This is a genomic window from Caballeronia sp. LZ008, assembly GCF_031451435.1.
Classification (GTDB): domain Bacteria; phylum Pseudomonadota; class Gammaproteobacteria; order Burkholderiales; family Burkholderiaceae; genus Caballeronia; species Caballeronia zhejiangensis.
The window spans coordinates 694161-708076 of sequence record NZ_JARUXK010000001.1 but is presented as its reverse complement, the minus strand read 5'-3'; the positions used below and the strand labels follow the sequence as shown (position 1 = coordinate 708076).

The 13916-nt window shown below is 63.7% G+C and carries 16 protein-coding genes and 2 tRNA genes; 7 read left to right on the top strand and 11 right to left on the bottom strand.

The annotated features are described in order from the left end of the window. From QCE49_RS03320 to QCE49_RS03310, 3 genes are all read left to right on the top strand, one after another. On the top strand, positions 1–1209 hold the full coding sequence (locus tag QCE49_RS03320) for an MFS transporter (protein WP_175981895.1): 1209 nt from the start codon (positions 1–3) through the stop codon (positions 1207–1209). A 45-nt stretch (positions 1210–1254) separates the two neighbouring features. After that, positions 1255–1344 (top strand) — tRNA-Ser (locus tag QCE49_RS03315). A 357-nt stretch (positions 1345–1701) separates the two neighbouring features. Further along, positions 1702–2019, top strand: a complete 318-nt coding sequence (locus QCE49_RS03310; RefSeq protein ID WP_034471367.1) for a hypothetical protein — start codon at positions 1702–1704, stop codon at positions 2017–2019. 14 nt (positions 2020–2033) lie between these two features. Here QCE49_RS03310 and QCE49_RS03305 read toward each other — a convergent pair whose 3' ends face one another. Beyond that, positions 2034–2204 carry a hypothetical protein gene (locus QCE49_RS03305; RefSeq protein ID WP_175981760.1) on the bottom strand — a complete coding sequence of 57 codons (171 nt, stop codon included), beginning with the start codon at positions 2202–2204 and terminating at the stop codon, positions 2034–2036. A 78-nt stretch (positions 2205–2282) separates the two neighbouring features. Then, positions 2283–2441: a hypothetical protein gene (locus QCE49_RS03300; protein ID WP_008350949.1), complete on the bottom strand. Its 159-nt coding sequence runs from the start codon at positions 2439–2441 to the stop codon at positions 2283–2285. Between the two features lie 140 nt (positions 2442–2581). Between QCE49_RS03300 and QCE49_RS03295 the strand changes: the two genes are divergently transcribed. Together QCE49_RS03295 and QCE49_RS03290 are read left to right on the top strand one after the other, a co-directional pair. Beyond that, complete coding sequence (locus QCE49_RS03295; protein ID WP_008350950.1) at positions 2582–3061, top strand: TonB family protein; 480 nt, start codon at positions 2582–2584, stop codon at positions 3059–3061. A 302-nt stretch (positions 3062–3363) separates the two neighbouring features. After that, positions 3364–4668, top strand: coding sequence for an MFS transporter (locus QCE49_RS03290; RefSeq protein WP_034471371.1), 1305 nt, complete (start codon positions 3364–3366; stop codon positions 4666–4668). 21 nt (positions 4669–4689) lie between these two features. On the opposite strand, the gene QCE49_RS03285 is transcribed toward QCE49_RS03290, so the two are convergent. After that, positions 4690–5874, bottom strand: coding sequence for an OpgC domain-containing protein (locus QCE49_RS03285; protein WP_034471373.1), 1185 nt, complete (start codon positions 5872–5874; stop codon positions 4690–4692). Positions 5875–6134: 260 nt separating this feature from the next. Here QCE49_RS03285 and QCE49_RS03280 point away from each other — a divergent pair, with 260 nt between their 5' ends. Continuing rightward, positions 6135–6314, top strand: a complete 180-nt coding sequence (locus QCE49_RS03280; RefSeq protein ID WP_250456537.1) for a hypothetical protein — start codon at positions 6135–6137, stop codon at positions 6312–6314. Between the two features lie 352 nt (positions 6315–6666). Here QCE49_RS03280 and minE read toward each other — a convergent pair whose 3' ends face one another. From minE to map, 5 genes are all read right to left on the bottom strand, one after another. Further along, positions 6667–6921 (bottom strand): cell division topological specificity factor MinE, encoded by a 255-nt coding sequence (gene minE / locus QCE49_RS03275; RefSeq protein ID WP_008350955.1) that lies wholly within the window; start codon positions 6919–6921, stop codon positions 6667–6669. A 9-nt stretch (positions 6922–6930) separates the two neighbouring features. After that, entirely contained in the window at positions 6931–7746 is an 816-nt protein-coding gene (minD, locus tag QCE49_RS03270) for a septum site-determining protein MinD (protein WP_008350957.1), read from the bottom strand. Positions 7747–7834: 88 nt separating this feature from the next. After that, positions 7835–8602 (bottom strand): septum site-determining protein MinC, encoded by a 768-nt coding sequence (gene minC, locus QCE49_RS03265; RefSeq protein ID WP_250456538.1) that lies wholly within the window; start codon positions 8600–8602, stop codon positions 7835–7837. Between the two features lie 154 nt (positions 8603–8756). Continuing rightward, entirely contained in the window at positions 8757–9281 is a 525-nt protein-coding gene (locus QCE49_RS03260; protein ID WP_008350962.1) for a GNAT family N-acetyltransferase, read from the bottom strand. Positions 9282–9454: 173 nt separating this feature from the next. Next, positions 9455–10237 carry a type I methionyl aminopeptidase gene (gene map / locus QCE49_RS03255; protein ID WP_008350964.1) on the bottom strand — a complete coding sequence of 261 codons (783 nt, stop codon included), beginning with the start codon at positions 10235–10237 and terminating at the stop codon, positions 9455–9457. A gap of 249 nt (positions 10238–10486) precedes the next feature. On the opposite strand from map, the gene QCE49_RS03250 reads away from it, so the two are divergent. Then, the gene (locus QCE49_RS03250; RefSeq protein WP_034471379.1) at positions 10487–10837 is read left to right on the top strand and encodes a hypothetical protein; all 351 of its coding nucleotides are present in this window, start codon (positions 10487–10489) and stop codon (positions 10835–10837) included. A gap of 79 nt (positions 10838–10916) precedes the next feature. Here QCE49_RS03250 and QCE49_RS03245 read toward each other — a convergent pair. The 3 genes from QCE49_RS03245 to QCE49_RS03235 all read right to left on the bottom strand — a co-directional run bounded on the left by QCE49_RS03245 (position 10917) and on the right by QCE49_RS03235 (position 13839). Then, positions 10917–11007: transfer RNA gene (locus tag QCE49_RS03245), tRNA-Ser, on the bottom strand. Between the two features lie 101 nt (positions 11008–11108). After that, the gene (serS, locus tag QCE49_RS03240) at positions 11109–12407 is read right to left on the bottom strand and encodes a serine--tRNA ligase (protein ID WP_008350969.1); all 1299 of its coding nucleotides are present in this window, start codon (positions 12405–12407) and stop codon (positions 11109–11111) included. A gap of 115 nt (positions 12408–12522) precedes the next feature. Beyond that, the gene (locus tag QCE49_RS03235) at positions 12523–13839 is read right to left on the bottom strand and encodes a replication-associated recombination protein A (RefSeq protein WP_250456539.1); all 1317 of its coding nucleotides are present in this window, start codon (positions 13837–13839) and stop codon (positions 12523–12525) included. Positions 13840–13916: the final 77 nt, after the last annotated feature.

Below are 13916 nucleotides of genomic sequence, written 5' to 3'. Positions count from 1 at the left end.
ATGGCGCCGAACTCGGTGATGCGGCATCGCCCGTTCGCGCTTTTCTGGAGCGCTCGGGTGATGTCGTCGGTGGCGTTTCAGATGATGTCGGTCGCGATCGGATGGCAGGTTTATTCGATCACGCATAGCGCCTACGCGCTCGGTCTCGTCGGCCTCGCGCAATTCCTGCCGATGTTCGTGCTGACGCTCGTCGTCGGGCACGTTGCGGACCGTTACGACAGACGCGTGATCGCGTACGTGTGCCAGTCGATCGAGGGCATCGCCGCGCTCGTGCTGTGTCTCGGCGCGTGGCACGGCTGGCACGATGTCGCGCCGATCTACGCGATCGCCGCCGTGACGGGTGCGGCGCGCGCGTTCGAATCGCCGTCGATGGCCGCGCTCTTGCCCAATCTCGTCGCCCGCAATCAGTTGCAGCATGCGAGCGCGTGGTCGACGTCGGCGAATCAGACGGCGCAGATCCTGGGTCCCGCGATGGGCGGCGTGCTCTACGGGTTCGGCGCGCTGACCGTGTACGGCGCGGTGAGCGTCGCGTTTCTCGTCGCGGCGTGCGCCGTGGCCGCGATCAGAATCGACGAAGCCGTGCGTATGCGCGCGCCGCTCTCGTTCGAAGCGCTCTTTTCGGGTATCGGTTTCATTCGCAGCAAGCCGGTGATTCTGGGCGCGCTGTCGCTCGATCTTTTCGCCGTGTTGCTCGGCGGCGCGACCGCGCTCCTGCCGGTCTATGCGCGCGACATCCTGCATACCGGACCGTGGGGACTCGGCGTTCTGCGCGCGGCGCCCGCGGCCGGCGCGCTGGCCGGATCGATCTGGCTCGCGCATTTTCCGCTGCGGCAGCGCGCGGGCAATGCGCTGTTCGGCGGGGTGATCGCGTTCGGAATCGCGACGATCGTCTTCGGACTGTCGCGCAATATCTACGTGTCGCTGATTGCGCTGGCGGCGCTGGGCGCGTCGGATGTGATCAGCGTCGTCGTGCGGATGTCGCTCGTGCAATTGCAGACGCCCGACGAAATGCGCGGACGCGTCGGCGCGATCAATTCGCTGTTCATCGGCACGTCGAATCAGCTCGGCGAGTTCGAATCGGGGATGACGGCGGGACTGCTCGGCGCGGTGCCGGCGGTGCTGATCGGCGGAATCGGCACGATTGTCGTCGCGCTGTTGTGGATGCGCCTTTTTCCCGCGCTCAAGGCGACGAAATCGCTCGAAGGATGAGCGTTCCTGCGCGGCTGCGAGTTGCGCTACAATACGCGCCTTGCTGGAGGTGTGGCCGAGCGGTTTAAGGCACCGGTCTTGAAAACCGGCGAAGGAGCGATCCTTCCGTGAGTTCGAATCTCACCGCCTCCGCCAGATCAAATCAAGCCTCGTAAGTTCAAACGCTTACGGGGCTTTGTCTTTTGCCGCTCCGTTTTCGCGACGCGCTCGAACGCGCCAAGGCTGGCCCGTTGCTTCGCTATCCTGAACCATCAATTTCAGACAAAACGCCTATCCGACGTCTCCGGAGCCACGTATCTTCCCTTCTGCCTCCTTCCGAGTTCCCCCCATGCTCGATTCGAAGGAGGTCTTCAATGGGAAAGGTTGGACTTGGGCCTCGCACTCGCGAGGCTTTTTTTCGTCCGATGCCACGCCCCGAGAAACAATCGACGTGAACACTACGGCCATAACGCCATCTAACCGCCTCATCGATCACAACGCGGAGAGTCGCCCATGAAGTCAGGCCGCATCATGCCCATCCTCGTCGGCTGCATCGCCGCCGTGAGCCTGTCGGCGCATGCCCAGCCTCAGCCAAACGCGCAATGGCGCGCGACCGAAACAACGCTCTTCGACCTGATTCAAAACGGATATGGGATCGTCGCGGTGACGAGCGTGGCCGCGCGCAACTCCGGCCTTCCCGAAGACACCTACGTGCTTCAGAAAAACAATAGCCTCTACCGCTGCGTGGAAACGCGCGCGGCCGAAACCGGCGCGGTCAGATCTGCCGCGCCGATGCGCTGCGCCGAACTCGTCAAGCCCTACACCGAATAATCGAAACCGAACGCTCAATTGTCATCGGATCTGACGGGCGGCCGGACGTGCGGAACCGGCTCCGCCTTCGCAGCGTCCTGTTTGGGCGCGGCGCGTTGCGATTCGCTCTTCGAATGCGCCGCGGAAGCCGGTTGCTGCTTCGTTGCGGGCGCGCCCGACGGTGCAGGATCGTTCTTGCGTGTCATGGCATTCTCCCGAAATCCGGGGACATCCCCTTTCCACATTAGCACCGCGCCGCCGATACCGCACACGCCATGCACGACTCAGCCGACCGGCGCCTCGCCCTCACCCGACTGCTTGCCCGGCCTGTCGTTCGGACCTTGCTTGCGGTTGTCGTCATCGCGCTCGGGCAGCTTGCTTTTCTCGTTGTCGCTGTGCTCGGCCGTCTTTCCGTCTTCCGGACGGTTGGTCTCGCTGTTCATGGCGCCCTCCTTAAAGTGCTTTCGAATGAAAGCATCGGCAGCAAACTGCGCGCCTGAATGCGTCCGGGCGCACGAATTCGGTTCGCTGACGGCCTTTGCAGCGACTACCATTTAAGTAACGCCATCCCGCCATTGTTGCGATGTCCGCGTCACGTTTTCGCCGTACCGCCGCCGCGCTCGTCCTTGCGTCGGCGATGAGCGCCTGCACGATCACCCCGCCCCCCAGCGTCGTGGCTGCGCGCGCGCCGGCGCCGGCCGTCTCCGGTCAAACGCTCGACGAGTACAAGGCGCGCATCGCGCAGCGCATCTTCGAGCGCAATCCGTCGCTCGTGCTGAAGGGCACGCCGCAAGCGATGCTGCGCTCGTTCGTGCTCGTGTCGTTTACGGTGGATCGCGGCGGGCGGCTCGTCGAATCGTCGGTGTATCGCACCAACGGCGATGATGAAGCCGAAGCCACCGCGCTCGCCTCGCTGCGCCGCGCATCGCCGCTGCCCGCGCCGCCCGCGCGCCTTTTGAACGGCAACGGCCAACTGGAGCTTTTCGAAGGCTGGATGTTCAACGACAACGGCCAGTTCCAGCTACAGACGTCGCATTCGCCGCAAGCCACGACCATTGATTGATTGGCGCTCGGCCGGCACGCTCGTTATAATTTTTTGCACCCCGGCCGGACCCGCTTCCGGCGTGGCCTGCGCCTCGCGCTCACCCCGCGCGTCCGGCGCAGCGCCCGAGCGCAGCCGAACTGCGCCGCGACACCGCGCGCCACTCACGCGCCGTCCAACCCTGGCTTCCCGCCATTGCATCGCAATCCCTACAAAAAGCTGACGCGCGCCGGACGACGACATCGTTCGTCATTCCGATCGCTCTTGCCCGGCGATGCGCGCGACAATGCTTCGCACCAAGGCAACACGACAACGGAGACAACATGGCCTCACCCTCGCTTTCCGCCGCAAAGCCCGGCGACGGATCCCAAAGCGCTTCCCGCGTGATTTTCGCGAGCTTCATCGGCACCGCGATCGAGTTCTACGACTTCTATGTCTACGCGACCGCCGCCGCGCTGGTCATCGGACCGGTGTTCTTTCCGCACGACTCGCCCGCCGCGCAGGCGCTCTCGGCGTTCGTCACCTTCGGCATCGCGTTCTTCGCGCGGCCTATCGGCTCGTTCATCTTCGGACACTTCGGCGATCGCATCGGCCGCAAATCGACGCTCGTCGCCTCGCTGCTCGTGATGGGCCTCTCGACGACGCTCATCGGCTTCGTGCCCGGCTACGATTCGATCGGCAGCGCGGCCCCGATCCTCCTGTGCATCCTGCGGTTCGGCCAAGGCATTGGGCTGGGCGGCGAATGGGGCGGCGCGGCGCTGCTCGCGACCGAATACGCACCGAAGGGCAAACGCGGTCTCTTCGGCATGTTTCCGCAGCTCGGGCCGTCGATCGGCTTTCTCGCGTCGAACGGTCTGTTCTTCGGTCTCGCGCTCTCGCTCTCCGATGAGCAATTCCGCAGCTGGGGCTGGCGCGTGCCGTTCATCGTGAGCGCGGTGCTGGTCGCGCTCGGCCTGTACGTGCGCCTGAAGATCGCGGAAACGCCGGCGTTCCGCGCGGCCGTCGAGCGCGAAGAACGCGTCAAGGTGCCGGTCGCGACGCTGCTCGGGCGCCATCTCGTGCCGACGCTGCTCGGCGCGTTCGCGATGGTCGTCTGCTACACGCTCTTCTATATCTCGACGGTGTTTTCGCTGTCGTACGGCGTGGCCAAACTGCATTTCGCGCGCGAGACCTTCCTCGGCCTTCTGTGCCTCGCCGTGGTGTTCATGGCGCTCGCCACGCCGATCTCCGCGATCGCGAGCGACCGTTTCGGACGCAAGCCGGTGCTGATCGTCGGCTGTCTGCTGGCGATCCTCTCCGGCTTCGCGATGGCTCCGCTCCTCGGCAGCGGCGACACAATCCAGGTCGCGCTCTTCCTGACGATCGAGCTCTTCCTGATGGGCGTCACGTTTGCACCGATGGGCGCGCTCCTGCCCGAGCTCTTCCCGACCAACGTGCGTTACACGGGCGCGGGCGTCGCGTACAACCTCGGCGGGATTCTGGGCGCATCGGTGGCGCCGTACATCGCGCAATTGCTCGCCAATCGCGGCGGGCTCGCGTGGGTCGGCGGATATGTGTCGGCGGCTGCGGCGGTGAGTTTGATCGCCGTGCTGTGTATGCGCGAGACGCGCCACATCACGCTGGAGTAAGCACGAGAGAAACCGGCGCGCTCAGCGATCGCGCCGGTTCGTGGCGTGCGCCGGGACCGGCCTGCCCTCGATGACGGGCATACGCGGCGCCGGCCGCTCGACGCTCTTCGCACGCGCCGCTTTCGCCGCCTTCCGATCCGCCCAGAAGCGCGCGAGCGCAAGCAGGCCGACGATGGCGATGCCATCGGCGATCAGCCCCAGAATCCAGTGCGACGGATACCGCCCGAGCCCGAGCACGCCCATCGCGCGCAGCGCCGAATCGAGCACGAGCGACACGCATGTGCCCGCGATGAAGCACACGAGCCCCTGCTGGCCGATCGTGACGACGCCCGGCAGCCTGCGTGCGAGCTTGCCGACCCAGCCCGCATACACGCCGCGCGCGACGATCCACGCGATGGCGGCGAAGCTCACGATGCGCAGCGTCGCGAGATTCTGCTTCATGTATCCCGGCGGCGCCTGCGTTTCGAGGAAGAGCTTGGCGAACGCGAAGGTCAGCGCCAGCGCGATCGCCCCGGCGGTCAGCCAGCGCGCGAATCGGCCGGCGTGGAATTCGTCGCTGATCGGCTGCACGCGCGCGAGCACGCCGGTCATGAACATCAACTGCCACGCGAACGGATTGAACGACCACGCTTCGCCGTATGTGCCCGGCAGGAAGCGCAGCAGCGGCATGGCCGCGAGCCACACAAGCAGGCTGCCGAAAATGGCGATGACGGGTTTCTTCTGCGCGAGCGGCACGATCGCCGGGACTGCGAGCGCGAACACCGAATACATCGGCAAAACCGCCGACAGATACGGCTGCTGACGCAACAGCACGATATCGACCGCAAGGCCGAACGGCCGCGTGAGAAAGTTCGGCCACTCGGTGTACTGGACCATCGGCGTGTCGACTTGAAGCGCCATCAGGATCGCGCCGCCGACCAGCATCAGAAACGCCGTGAACAGATACGCGCGATAAATTTCCCAACTGCGTTTGAAAAAGCGTCGGCGGGCGGCTGAATCGCTACGGCGAGTCGCAAGCGCCGTATAAGCCGCCGCCGACGCATAACCTCCGAGAAACACGAAAACTTCGGCGGAATCGCAAAACGCATACTGGTGCAGCGTAAAGCGCGATAGCACGCTTCCCGTTATATGGTCGACCGCGATAATGAGCAGCACGATTCCTCGAAAGAAATCGACTTCGAGAGAACGTGTCGTCGGGGAAGTCATCTGGCGAATGCTCCACGGACCTGCGGTTTCGGCGCGCCGCCGGACGGGCTGGCGCGCATACGCGGTTTGTACCTGCTCCGAAAGGAAAATTCCCTTAATCAACGAGTATTTAAATTAACACTCGGTGCCAGTCGGCAAGCTGGCGGCAAAATGACTTTTTTGTCCGCTTTCCAGCAAATATGCCGCTGCCTATACTCGAAACAAGTTCGACAAAAACGATGCGCGGAAAACTTGTGCCGCGAACCAGAAGGAGGCCGGGCATGCGTATTCATGTTGAGAGCGCTCATCTCGTCGCGATGATCGCCATCGCGCTTTCGACCGCGTTGCTGCTCGCGATCAGGTTCCGACCGGCGACATGGCGAGGCGTGCTCGCCGAAGCCGTCATCGCGAATGTCGGCGCGATCCTGGCCGTGCTCGCCTTCGAAGTGCTGACCGCCTGAGCCGCGCGCGCCGCCATCAGACGCCGGACATACAGAAAAATTTCAAATCGGTTGAACTTTCCCCCGCGCGGGCACTCTTAGCAGGTAATGCCGTTCGTCGGATCGCTCGTCGAACCTAACGCACGGCTCTCATCTCCTCTCCGCTCCTGCTTATGGCGGGAGCGTTTCTTGGGCGCCCGGCGAAAGCCTCGCGCCTGTTCTTTTTTCTGGCCCCGGAAAACGCTGATCGACCGCGCATCGGCGGCGTCGAAATGACACGCGCAAACGATAACGCGCCAAGCAAAAGAGCCAGAATCCCGAGATTCTGGCTCTTTCGATAAACGCGGCGCGCAAGCACGCGCCGCACGCGGCATCACGCCTGCGGAATTTCGATCTTCACTTCCAGCACTTCGAGATCGTCCTGACGTTCGAGGCTGACTCGAATATCGTCATCGGAAATCTTCACGTACTTCGAAATCACGGCAACCAGTTCCCGTTGCAACGCCGGCAGATAATCGGCGGCGGCTTTGCCACCCGCGCGCTCGTGCGCAATGATCAACTGCAAGCGTTCCTTCGCGACCGTAGCGGACTTCTTCTTCTCGCCCAGCAAAAACGAAAGAATCGACATTGCGTCCCCTTACTTGGTGCCGAAGATGCGTTGCAGCAAACCGGGCTTCTGATAATCGGTGAAGCGCAGCGCCTTTTCCTCGCCGAGGAATCGCGACACCACGTCCTTGTACGATTCCGCGACATCCGTGCCATCGAGATGCACGGCCGGCAAACCCTGGTTCGATGCGTGCAGCACCGCTTCCGATTCCGGAATCACGCCGATCAGATCGATGCGCAGGATTTCCTGGATGTCGGAGAGCGACAGCATTTCGCCCTCGCTTACGCGCTTCGGGTTGTAGCGCGTGATGAGCAGATGTTCCTTGACCGGTTCCTTGCCTTCGATCGCGCGCTTGGTCTTCGACGACAGAATGCCCAGAATGCGGTCCGAATCGCGCACGGACGACACTTCCGGATTCGTCACGATGAGCGCTTCGTCGGCGAAGTGCATTGCCATCAGCGCGCCGGATTCGATGCCCGCCGGCGAATCGCAGACGATGTACTCGAAGTCCATCTTGATCAGCTCGTTGATGACCTTCTCGACGCCTTCGAGAGTCAGCGCGTCTTTATCGCGCGTTTGCGATGCCGGCAGGATGTAGAGGTTCTCGCACTTCTTGTCCTTGATGAGCGCCTGATGCAGATTCGCTTCGCCCTGGATGACGTTGATCAGGTCGTACACGACGCGGCGTTCGCAACCCATGATGAGGTCGAGATTGCGCAGACCGACGTCGAAGTCGATCACGGCCGTCTTGTGGCCGCGCAATGCGAGCGCCGATGCGAAGCTCGCGCTGGTGGTCGTCTTGCCGACGCCGCCCTTTCCCGAGGTCACCACAATGATTTTTGCCATACAAGTACCTTGTGTTCGTCAATAAGTCCGCTTGCGTTGCCTGCGAGCGCGCGCCAAGGGCATCGGGCGCGCGGATCGATGCAACCCGTCAGGTCAGACGCAGCGGTTCGATCATCAGTTTTTCTTCGTTCAGCCAGATCTGCACCGGCTTGCTGAGCACGTCGGCCGGCAGCGGGTTCTCGGTCGTTCGATAGATGCCCGCGATGGAGATGAGTTCCGGCTCGAGACAGGTGCAGAAGATGCGCGCGTCGAGATTGCCGTGCACGCCCGCGAGCGCGCGGCCTCGCAACGGCGCATAGATATGGATATTGCCTTCGGCGATCACTTCGGCCCCGTACGACACGAGCCCGAGGACGATGAGATCGCCCTTCGCATAGACCTGCTGCCCCGAGCGCAGCGGACGATCGATGATGGTCGCCGGCGCCGGCAGCGCGGGCGGCGGCGGCGTGTTCGCGACCGCGGCTTCGATCACCGCGGCAGCTTCGGTGTTGGGCTTCGCTTCGTCGACGGAGGGCTTGGGCGCGCCGCGCCGGTCACGTGCTTCGAGAACAGGCAGGCCGCCCGCGTTCGCCCATTGAATCGCCCACGTCTGCTCGGGCAGCGCGACGATGCCGATCGGACGCATGTGGACGTCTCTCAGCACCTTCTCCAGATCGGCAAGCGCGACACGTTCGCCTTCGGCGAGACGGCGCACGTCGATGGCGACGACATCGCCTGCGAAAAATTCGGGAGTCGCTTCGAAGCGCCGCGTGAGTTCAGTGCGCAGGGCATCGAGGTCGGGAGTCTTGACGACGAAGAGAAGCGTGTCGACGGAGCCGCTGCGCAGTTCGAAGAAGGGCGTTTTGTTGAGCGACATAGGAACGGCCAAAAATTTTGCGTATTTTACAGGCGTTGTCGCACACGGCCATAATTTTTAGGACCGATTTCAGCTATCGGAAACGAGAAGTGCGTGCGACGAACGCGCACGACGAAGATGCGTGAAGCGAAGACGAAGCCGAAGCGGAGGCGCCTCAGTCGTCCTCTTCGGGATGCATGTGGCGCACGAAGAGCGACTCGGCTTCTTGCTCGTGAGACGGCATCGCGCGACGATCGCCGGTGGGACCGAAGCCGAGGCGCTCGTAGAAGCGCACCGCGGTGCGGTTCTCCTCCGATATCCACGCATGCACCTCTGCGACGCCTTGCTGCGCGAGCCATCGCGACGCGACGTTCACGAGCAGTTCGCCGCCACGCAGATGCCGCACGGCCGGCGCGACCCACAGCGCGCTCACGAATGCGCGCTCGTTCGGCGCCTCTTCGATGTACGCGTGCACGAGACCGCAAGGATGGCCTTCGGTGTAGAGCAGAAACGTCGCGAGCCGGGGCGAACTCGCATGCAGCGACGCGGTGTCGTCGAACGACGACGGATCGACGAGCAGCGCATCTTCCAGCGTTTCGCCGAATGCGTATGGCGCTTCGCGCAGCGATGCCGTGCGAAGCTCGCGCAAGACCGAACCTTGTTGCGCGGCGATGCGGCTGACGGTCAGTGAGGGACTCATGCGGGCGCTCATGCGGACAATTTCTCTCTGGCTTTCAGGCGGGATACGCGTGCGGCTCTGTCGGCCGGTCCGGCGCTCGGGCCATCGGCATAGCTTCAACCGAACGGGCGAACCCGTCAATTCCTAAATCCGGGAAAGTGCTTTACAACGCACACGGCATGGCGAACGCGCGCTCATGGCGCTGCATAGCTGCCCGTGCCATCCGGCCACGGCGTGAGCACTTCGAAGCCGTCGTCGGTCACGGCGACCATGTGCTCCCACTGCGCGGACAACGAGCGGTCCTTCGTCGTCACGGTCCAGCCGTCGCGCGACTGCTGCGTGCCGGCGCGGCCCGCATTGATCATCGGCTCGATCGTGAAGACGAGGCCCGGCTTCAGACGCAGGCCCGCGCCACGCTGACCGTAATGCAACACTTGCGGATCTTCGTGATACACGCGGCCGATGCCGTGTCCGCAATACTCGCGCACCACCGAGAAGCCTTCCCGATGCGCGACGCTTTGAATCGCCGCGCCGACGTCGCCGAGCGTCGCGCCGGGACGCACTTCGCGCATGCCGGCGACCATCGCTTCGTAGGTGGTTTCGGTGAGGCGGCGCGCCTGCTCGCTCGGTGTGCCGGCGTAGTACATGCGGCTCGTGTCGCCGTAGTAGCCGTCCTTGATGATCGCGACATCGATGTTGATGATGTCGCCTTCCTTCAGTTCCTTCGCCCCCGGAATGCCGTGGCATACGACGTGATTCACCGACGTGCAGATCGTTTTCGGAAAGCCCATGTAGCCGACGTTCGCGGGCACGGCCTTCAGTTCGTTGACGATGAAGCGATTGCAGATGGCGTCGAGTTCGTCGGTGGTGACGCCCGGGCGGACGTATTCGCCGATCATCGCGAGGACTTCGGCGGCCATGCGGCCGGAGATGCGCAACTTTTCGATGTCGGCGGGTGTCTTGAGGGTGATGGCCATTGAGCAATGCGAATGGGTTCGTGCCGCCTCGCGCGCGCCTTTTCGCCGATGTTCGACGCAGGCGGCGCGCGAGGACAATGGGCCCGATGATAGCACTCCCGCGCAGCCTCTCCGCTCGCGGAGGCGCATCGGCGCTGCATTTCGAGCCTTCAGGCGCTTTGTTTGTACGTGCGTCGCCGTCGTCGTTCGATCTTGTGATGAGCGACCGTTTGTGTTTTAGTGGCGCGACTTCTGACCTGCCGGAGTGTTATGAACCTGCATCGATCTGCTTCTCTTTGCGCCGTGCTGTCGGGCGTCGCCACCCTCGCCGCCTGCAGTTCGACGAGCGATCCCGAACTGCGTGCGTCGAAACCCGTGATTCATGTTTCGTCGGCGCGGCCTGCGTCGGATATATCGAGTTGTCTGCAACGCATGATTCCGTCCGCGCAGACGCGACGCGATCAGGGCTCGACGGAGTTGCTGGTCGGCTCCAATGCGTGGCTCGTGACGCTCACGCCTTCGGCTTATGGATCGATCGTGAAGGTGCAGCAGTCATCGAGCGACGATGGCGGCGTGCCCGAACCCGAATTGCGCTTCGATATCGCGAGGTGCACGACCTGAAGACGCGCTCTGCCTCGACGAAGCGGAGCCACCAAAGCAAAACCCCGCAAGCCTTTCGACTTGCGGGGTTTTTGTGTCTTGGCGGAGAGGGTGGGATTCGAACCCACGGTACGGGAAAACCGTACGCCTGATTTCGAGTCAGGTACATTCGACCACTCTGCCACCTCTCCGTCTACCCTTGCGGGTCTTCGTGAACTGGTCGTTGCTCAACGAAGAACGAAAGTATATCGAACCCTTTCGCGCTTTCCAAGCCCCTTTTTGAAAATAAACATCAGGCCGACGCGGAAACTTCGATTCTTTCCGCGCCGCGCATGTACGGACGCAGCACTGTGGGAATCGTCACCGAGCCGTCCGCATTCTGGAAGTTCTCCAGCACCGCGACGAGCGTGCGGCCGACCGCCAGGCCCGAGCCGTTCAACGTATGCACGAACTCCGGCTTGCCCTGCGCATTGCGGAAGCGCGCCTGCATGCGACGCGCCTGGAACGCCTCGGTATTCGAGCAGCTCGAAATCTCGCGATACGTGTTTTGCGCCGGCAGCCACACTTCCAGATCGAACGTCTTCGCCGCCGAAAAGCCCATGTCGCCGGTGCACAGCGTAATCACGCGATACGGCAGTTCGAGCTTCTGCAAGATCGTCTCCGCCTGGCCGACCATCTCGTCGAGCGCGGCGTACGAATGCTCGGGCGCCACGATCTGCACCATCTCGACCTTGTCGAACTGATGCTGGCGGATCAGGCCGCGCGTATCGCGCCCGTACGAGCCCGCTTCGGAGCGGAAGCACGGGGAATGCGCGGTCAGCTTCACCGGCAGCGCGTCGGCTTCGAGGATGCTGTCGCGCACCGTGTTGGTGAGCGAGATCTCCGACGTCGAGATGAGGTACTGCGTGACCGTGTTCTCGTCGCCGCCTTTCTCGACGCGGAACATGTCGTCGGCGAACTTGGGCAGCTGGCCCGTGCCGTAGAGAATCTCCGGATTCACGATGTACGGCGTGTACGCCTCGGTGTAGCCGTGCTGCTCCGTATGCGTGTCGATCATGAATTGCGCGAGTGCGCGATGCAGCCGGGCGATCGGCCCGCGCAACAGCGTGAAGCGCGCGCCGGAGAGCTTCGCGCCCGTTTCGAAATCGAGACCGAGCGGCGCGCCGACATCGACGTGATCCTTGACTTCGAAGTCGAACGAACGCGGCGCGCCCCAGCGCCGCACTTCGACGTTCTGCGTCTCGTCGTTGCCGACCGGCACGCTTTCGTGCGGCAGGTTCGGCACGGTCAGCATCAGGTCCGACAGACGCTTCTGGATCTCATCCAGCTTCGCCGCCGATTCCTTCATCGTGTCGCCGATGCCGCTCACTTCCGCCATCACCGCCGACGTGTCCTCGCCGCGGCCTTTCATCGCGCCGATCTGCTTCGACAGGCTGTTGCGGCGTGCCTGGAGTTCTTCGGTGCGGGTCTGGATCTCGCGACGCTCGGCTTCGAGCGCGGCGAACGCGGCGACGTCGAGCGTGTAGCCTCGAGTGGCGAGACGCTTCGCGACGCCGTCCAGGTCTTTGCGGAGGGTTTGGATGTCGAGCATGGCGGGGCTGCTTTGTTAAGTAATCGGAAACGCCGATTTTAGCGCACGGTCATCGCGCGCCGGGCGGGATCGGCGAAACGCGGCGAGCGCGCGCGCGAAACGAACCGCGCCGGTTTCAGCGCTTCTTCTCGTCGCGATGCTCGCGCCGCCACGCATCGTCGAGTTCGGCGAGACGCGAGAGCTTTTCGCCGATCTTCCCTTCGAGTCCGCGCGGCGTCGGCTTGTACCAGTACGGATCGCGCATGCCGTCGGGCAGATAAGTCTCGCCGGCCGCGTAGGCGTCGGGCTCGTCGTGCGCGTAGCGATATTCGTGGCCGTAGCCGAGTTCCTTCATCAGCTTGGTCGGCGCGTTGCGCAGATGCACCGGCACGCCGCGCGACTGATCCTTGCCGACGAAGCGCCGCGCTTCGTTGTACGCGTTGTAGCCGGCGTTCGATTTCGGCGCGACGGCGAGATAGATGAGCGCCTGCGCGAGCGCCAGTTCGCCTTCGGGCGAGCCGAGCCGCTCGTAGGTTTCGGCGGCGTCGAGCGCGATGCGCGCGCCGCGTGGATCGGCGAGGCCGATGTCCTCCCACGCCATCCGGACAATGCGCCGCGCCATGTAGCGCGGGTCCGCGCCGCCGTCGAGCATGCGGCAGAACCAGTAGAGCGCCGCGTCCGGATTGCTGCCGCGAACCGATTTGTGCAGCGCGCTGATCTGGTCATAGAACGCGTCGCCGCCCTTGTCGAAGCGGCGCAGGTTTTCGGCGAGCGCGCTGCCGAGCAGTGCGCCGTCGACCTCCGTCTGCTTTTGCTGCGCCGCCGCGCGCGCGACGATTTCCAGATTGTTCAGGAGCTTGCGGCCGTCGCCATCGGCGGAACCGATCAGCGCGTCGCGGGCTTCGTCGGTGAACGTGAGGCCGCCGAGTTCCTTCGTTGCGCGTCCCAGCAGTTCCTTGAGTTCATCGGCGTCCAGACTCTTCAGCACGTACACCGCCGCGCGCGACAACAATGCGCTGTTCACCTCGAACGACGGATTCTCCGTCGTCGCGCCGACGAACACGAACAATCCCGATTCGACGTGCGGCAAGAACGCATCCTGCTGGCTCTTGTTGAAGCGATGCACCTCGTCGACGAACACGAGCGTCTGATGCCCGTTCGCGCGATGAATCTGCGCCGTTTCCACCGCCTCGCGAATGTCCTTGACACCGGACAGCACCGCCGACAGCGAGATGAACTGCGCGTGAAACGCATCGGCCATGAGACGCGCGAGCGTGGTCTTGCCGACGCCGGGCGGGCCCCAGAGAATCATCGAATGCGCCTCGCCCGATTCGAAGGCGACGCGCAGCGGTTTGCTCGGCCCGAGCAGATGCTTCTGGCCGATCACGTCGTCGATGGTGCGGGGGCGCAGGCGCTCCGCGAGCGGAACGGTGCCACGGTTTTCTTCGAACATGTGCTGTGCGATGCAGATTGACGCAGTTGGGCGGATCGCGGCGATAATCTCGCGCTTCGGCAAAGGCGCGGCGCGGC

Bases quoted from the DNA above. Each gene is read 5' to 3' on its own strand.
- QCE49_RS03320 (WP_175981895.1), top strand. From the start codon at position 1: ATGGCGCCGAACTCGGTGATGCGGCATCGCCCGTTCGCGCTTTTCTGG.
- QCE49_RS03310 (WP_034471367.1), top strand. From the start codon at position 1,702: ATGAAGTCAGGCCGCATCATGCCCATCCTCGTCGGCTGCATCGCCGCC.
- QCE49_RS03305 (WP_175981760.1), bottom strand. From the start codon at position 2,204: ATGACACGCAAGAACGATCCTGCACCGTCGGGCGCGCCCGCAACGAAG.
- QCE49_RS03300 (WP_008350949.1), bottom strand. From the start codon at position 2,441: ATGAACAGCGAGACCAACCGTCCGGAAGACGGAAAGACGGCCGAGCAC.
- QCE49_RS03295 (WP_008350950.1), top strand. From the start codon at position 2,582: ATGTCCGCGTCACGTTTTCGCCGTACCGCCGCCGCGCTCGTCCTTGCG.
- QCE49_RS03290 (WP_034471371.1), top strand. From the start codon at position 3,364: ATGGCCTCACCCTCGCTTTCCGCCGCAAAGCCCGGCGACGGATCCCAA.
- QCE49_RS03285 (WP_034471373.1), bottom strand. From the start codon at position 5,874: ATGACTTCCCCGACGACACGTTCTCTCGAAGTCGATTTCTTTCGAGGA.
- QCE49_RS03280 (WP_250456537.1), top strand. From the start codon at position 6,135: ATGCGTATTCATGTTGAGAGCGCTCATCTCGTCGCGATGATCGCCATC.
- minE (WP_008350955.1), bottom strand. From the start codon at position 6,921: ATGTCGATTCTTTCGTTTTTGCTGGGCGAGAAGAAGAAGTCCGCTACG.
- minD (WP_008350957.1), bottom strand. From the start codon at position 7,746: ATGGCAAAAATCATTGTGGTGACCTCGGGAAAGGGCGGCGTCGGCAAG.
- minC (WP_250456538.1), bottom strand. From the start codon at position 8,602: ATGTCGCTCAACAAAACGCCCTTCTTCGAACTGCGCAGCGGCTCCGTC.
- QCE49_RS03260 (WP_008350962.1), bottom strand. From the start codon at position 9,281: ATGAGTCCCTCACTGACCGTCAGCCGCATCGCCGCGCAACAAGGTTCG.
- map (WP_008350964.1), bottom strand. From the start codon at position 10,237: ATGGCCATCACCCTCAAGACACCCGCCGACATCGAAAAGTTGCGCATC.
- QCE49_RS03250 (WP_034471379.1), top strand. From the start codon at position 10,487: ATGAACCTGCATCGATCTGCTTCTCTTTGCGCCGTGCTGTCGGGCGTC.
- serS (WP_008350969.1), bottom strand. From the start codon at position 12,407: ATGCTCGACATCCAAACCCTCCGCAAAGACCTGGACGGCGTCGCGAAG.
- QCE49_RS03235 (WP_250456539.1), bottom strand. From the start codon at position 13,839: ATGTTCGAAGAAAACCGTGGCACCGTTCCGCTCGCGGAGCGCCTGCGC.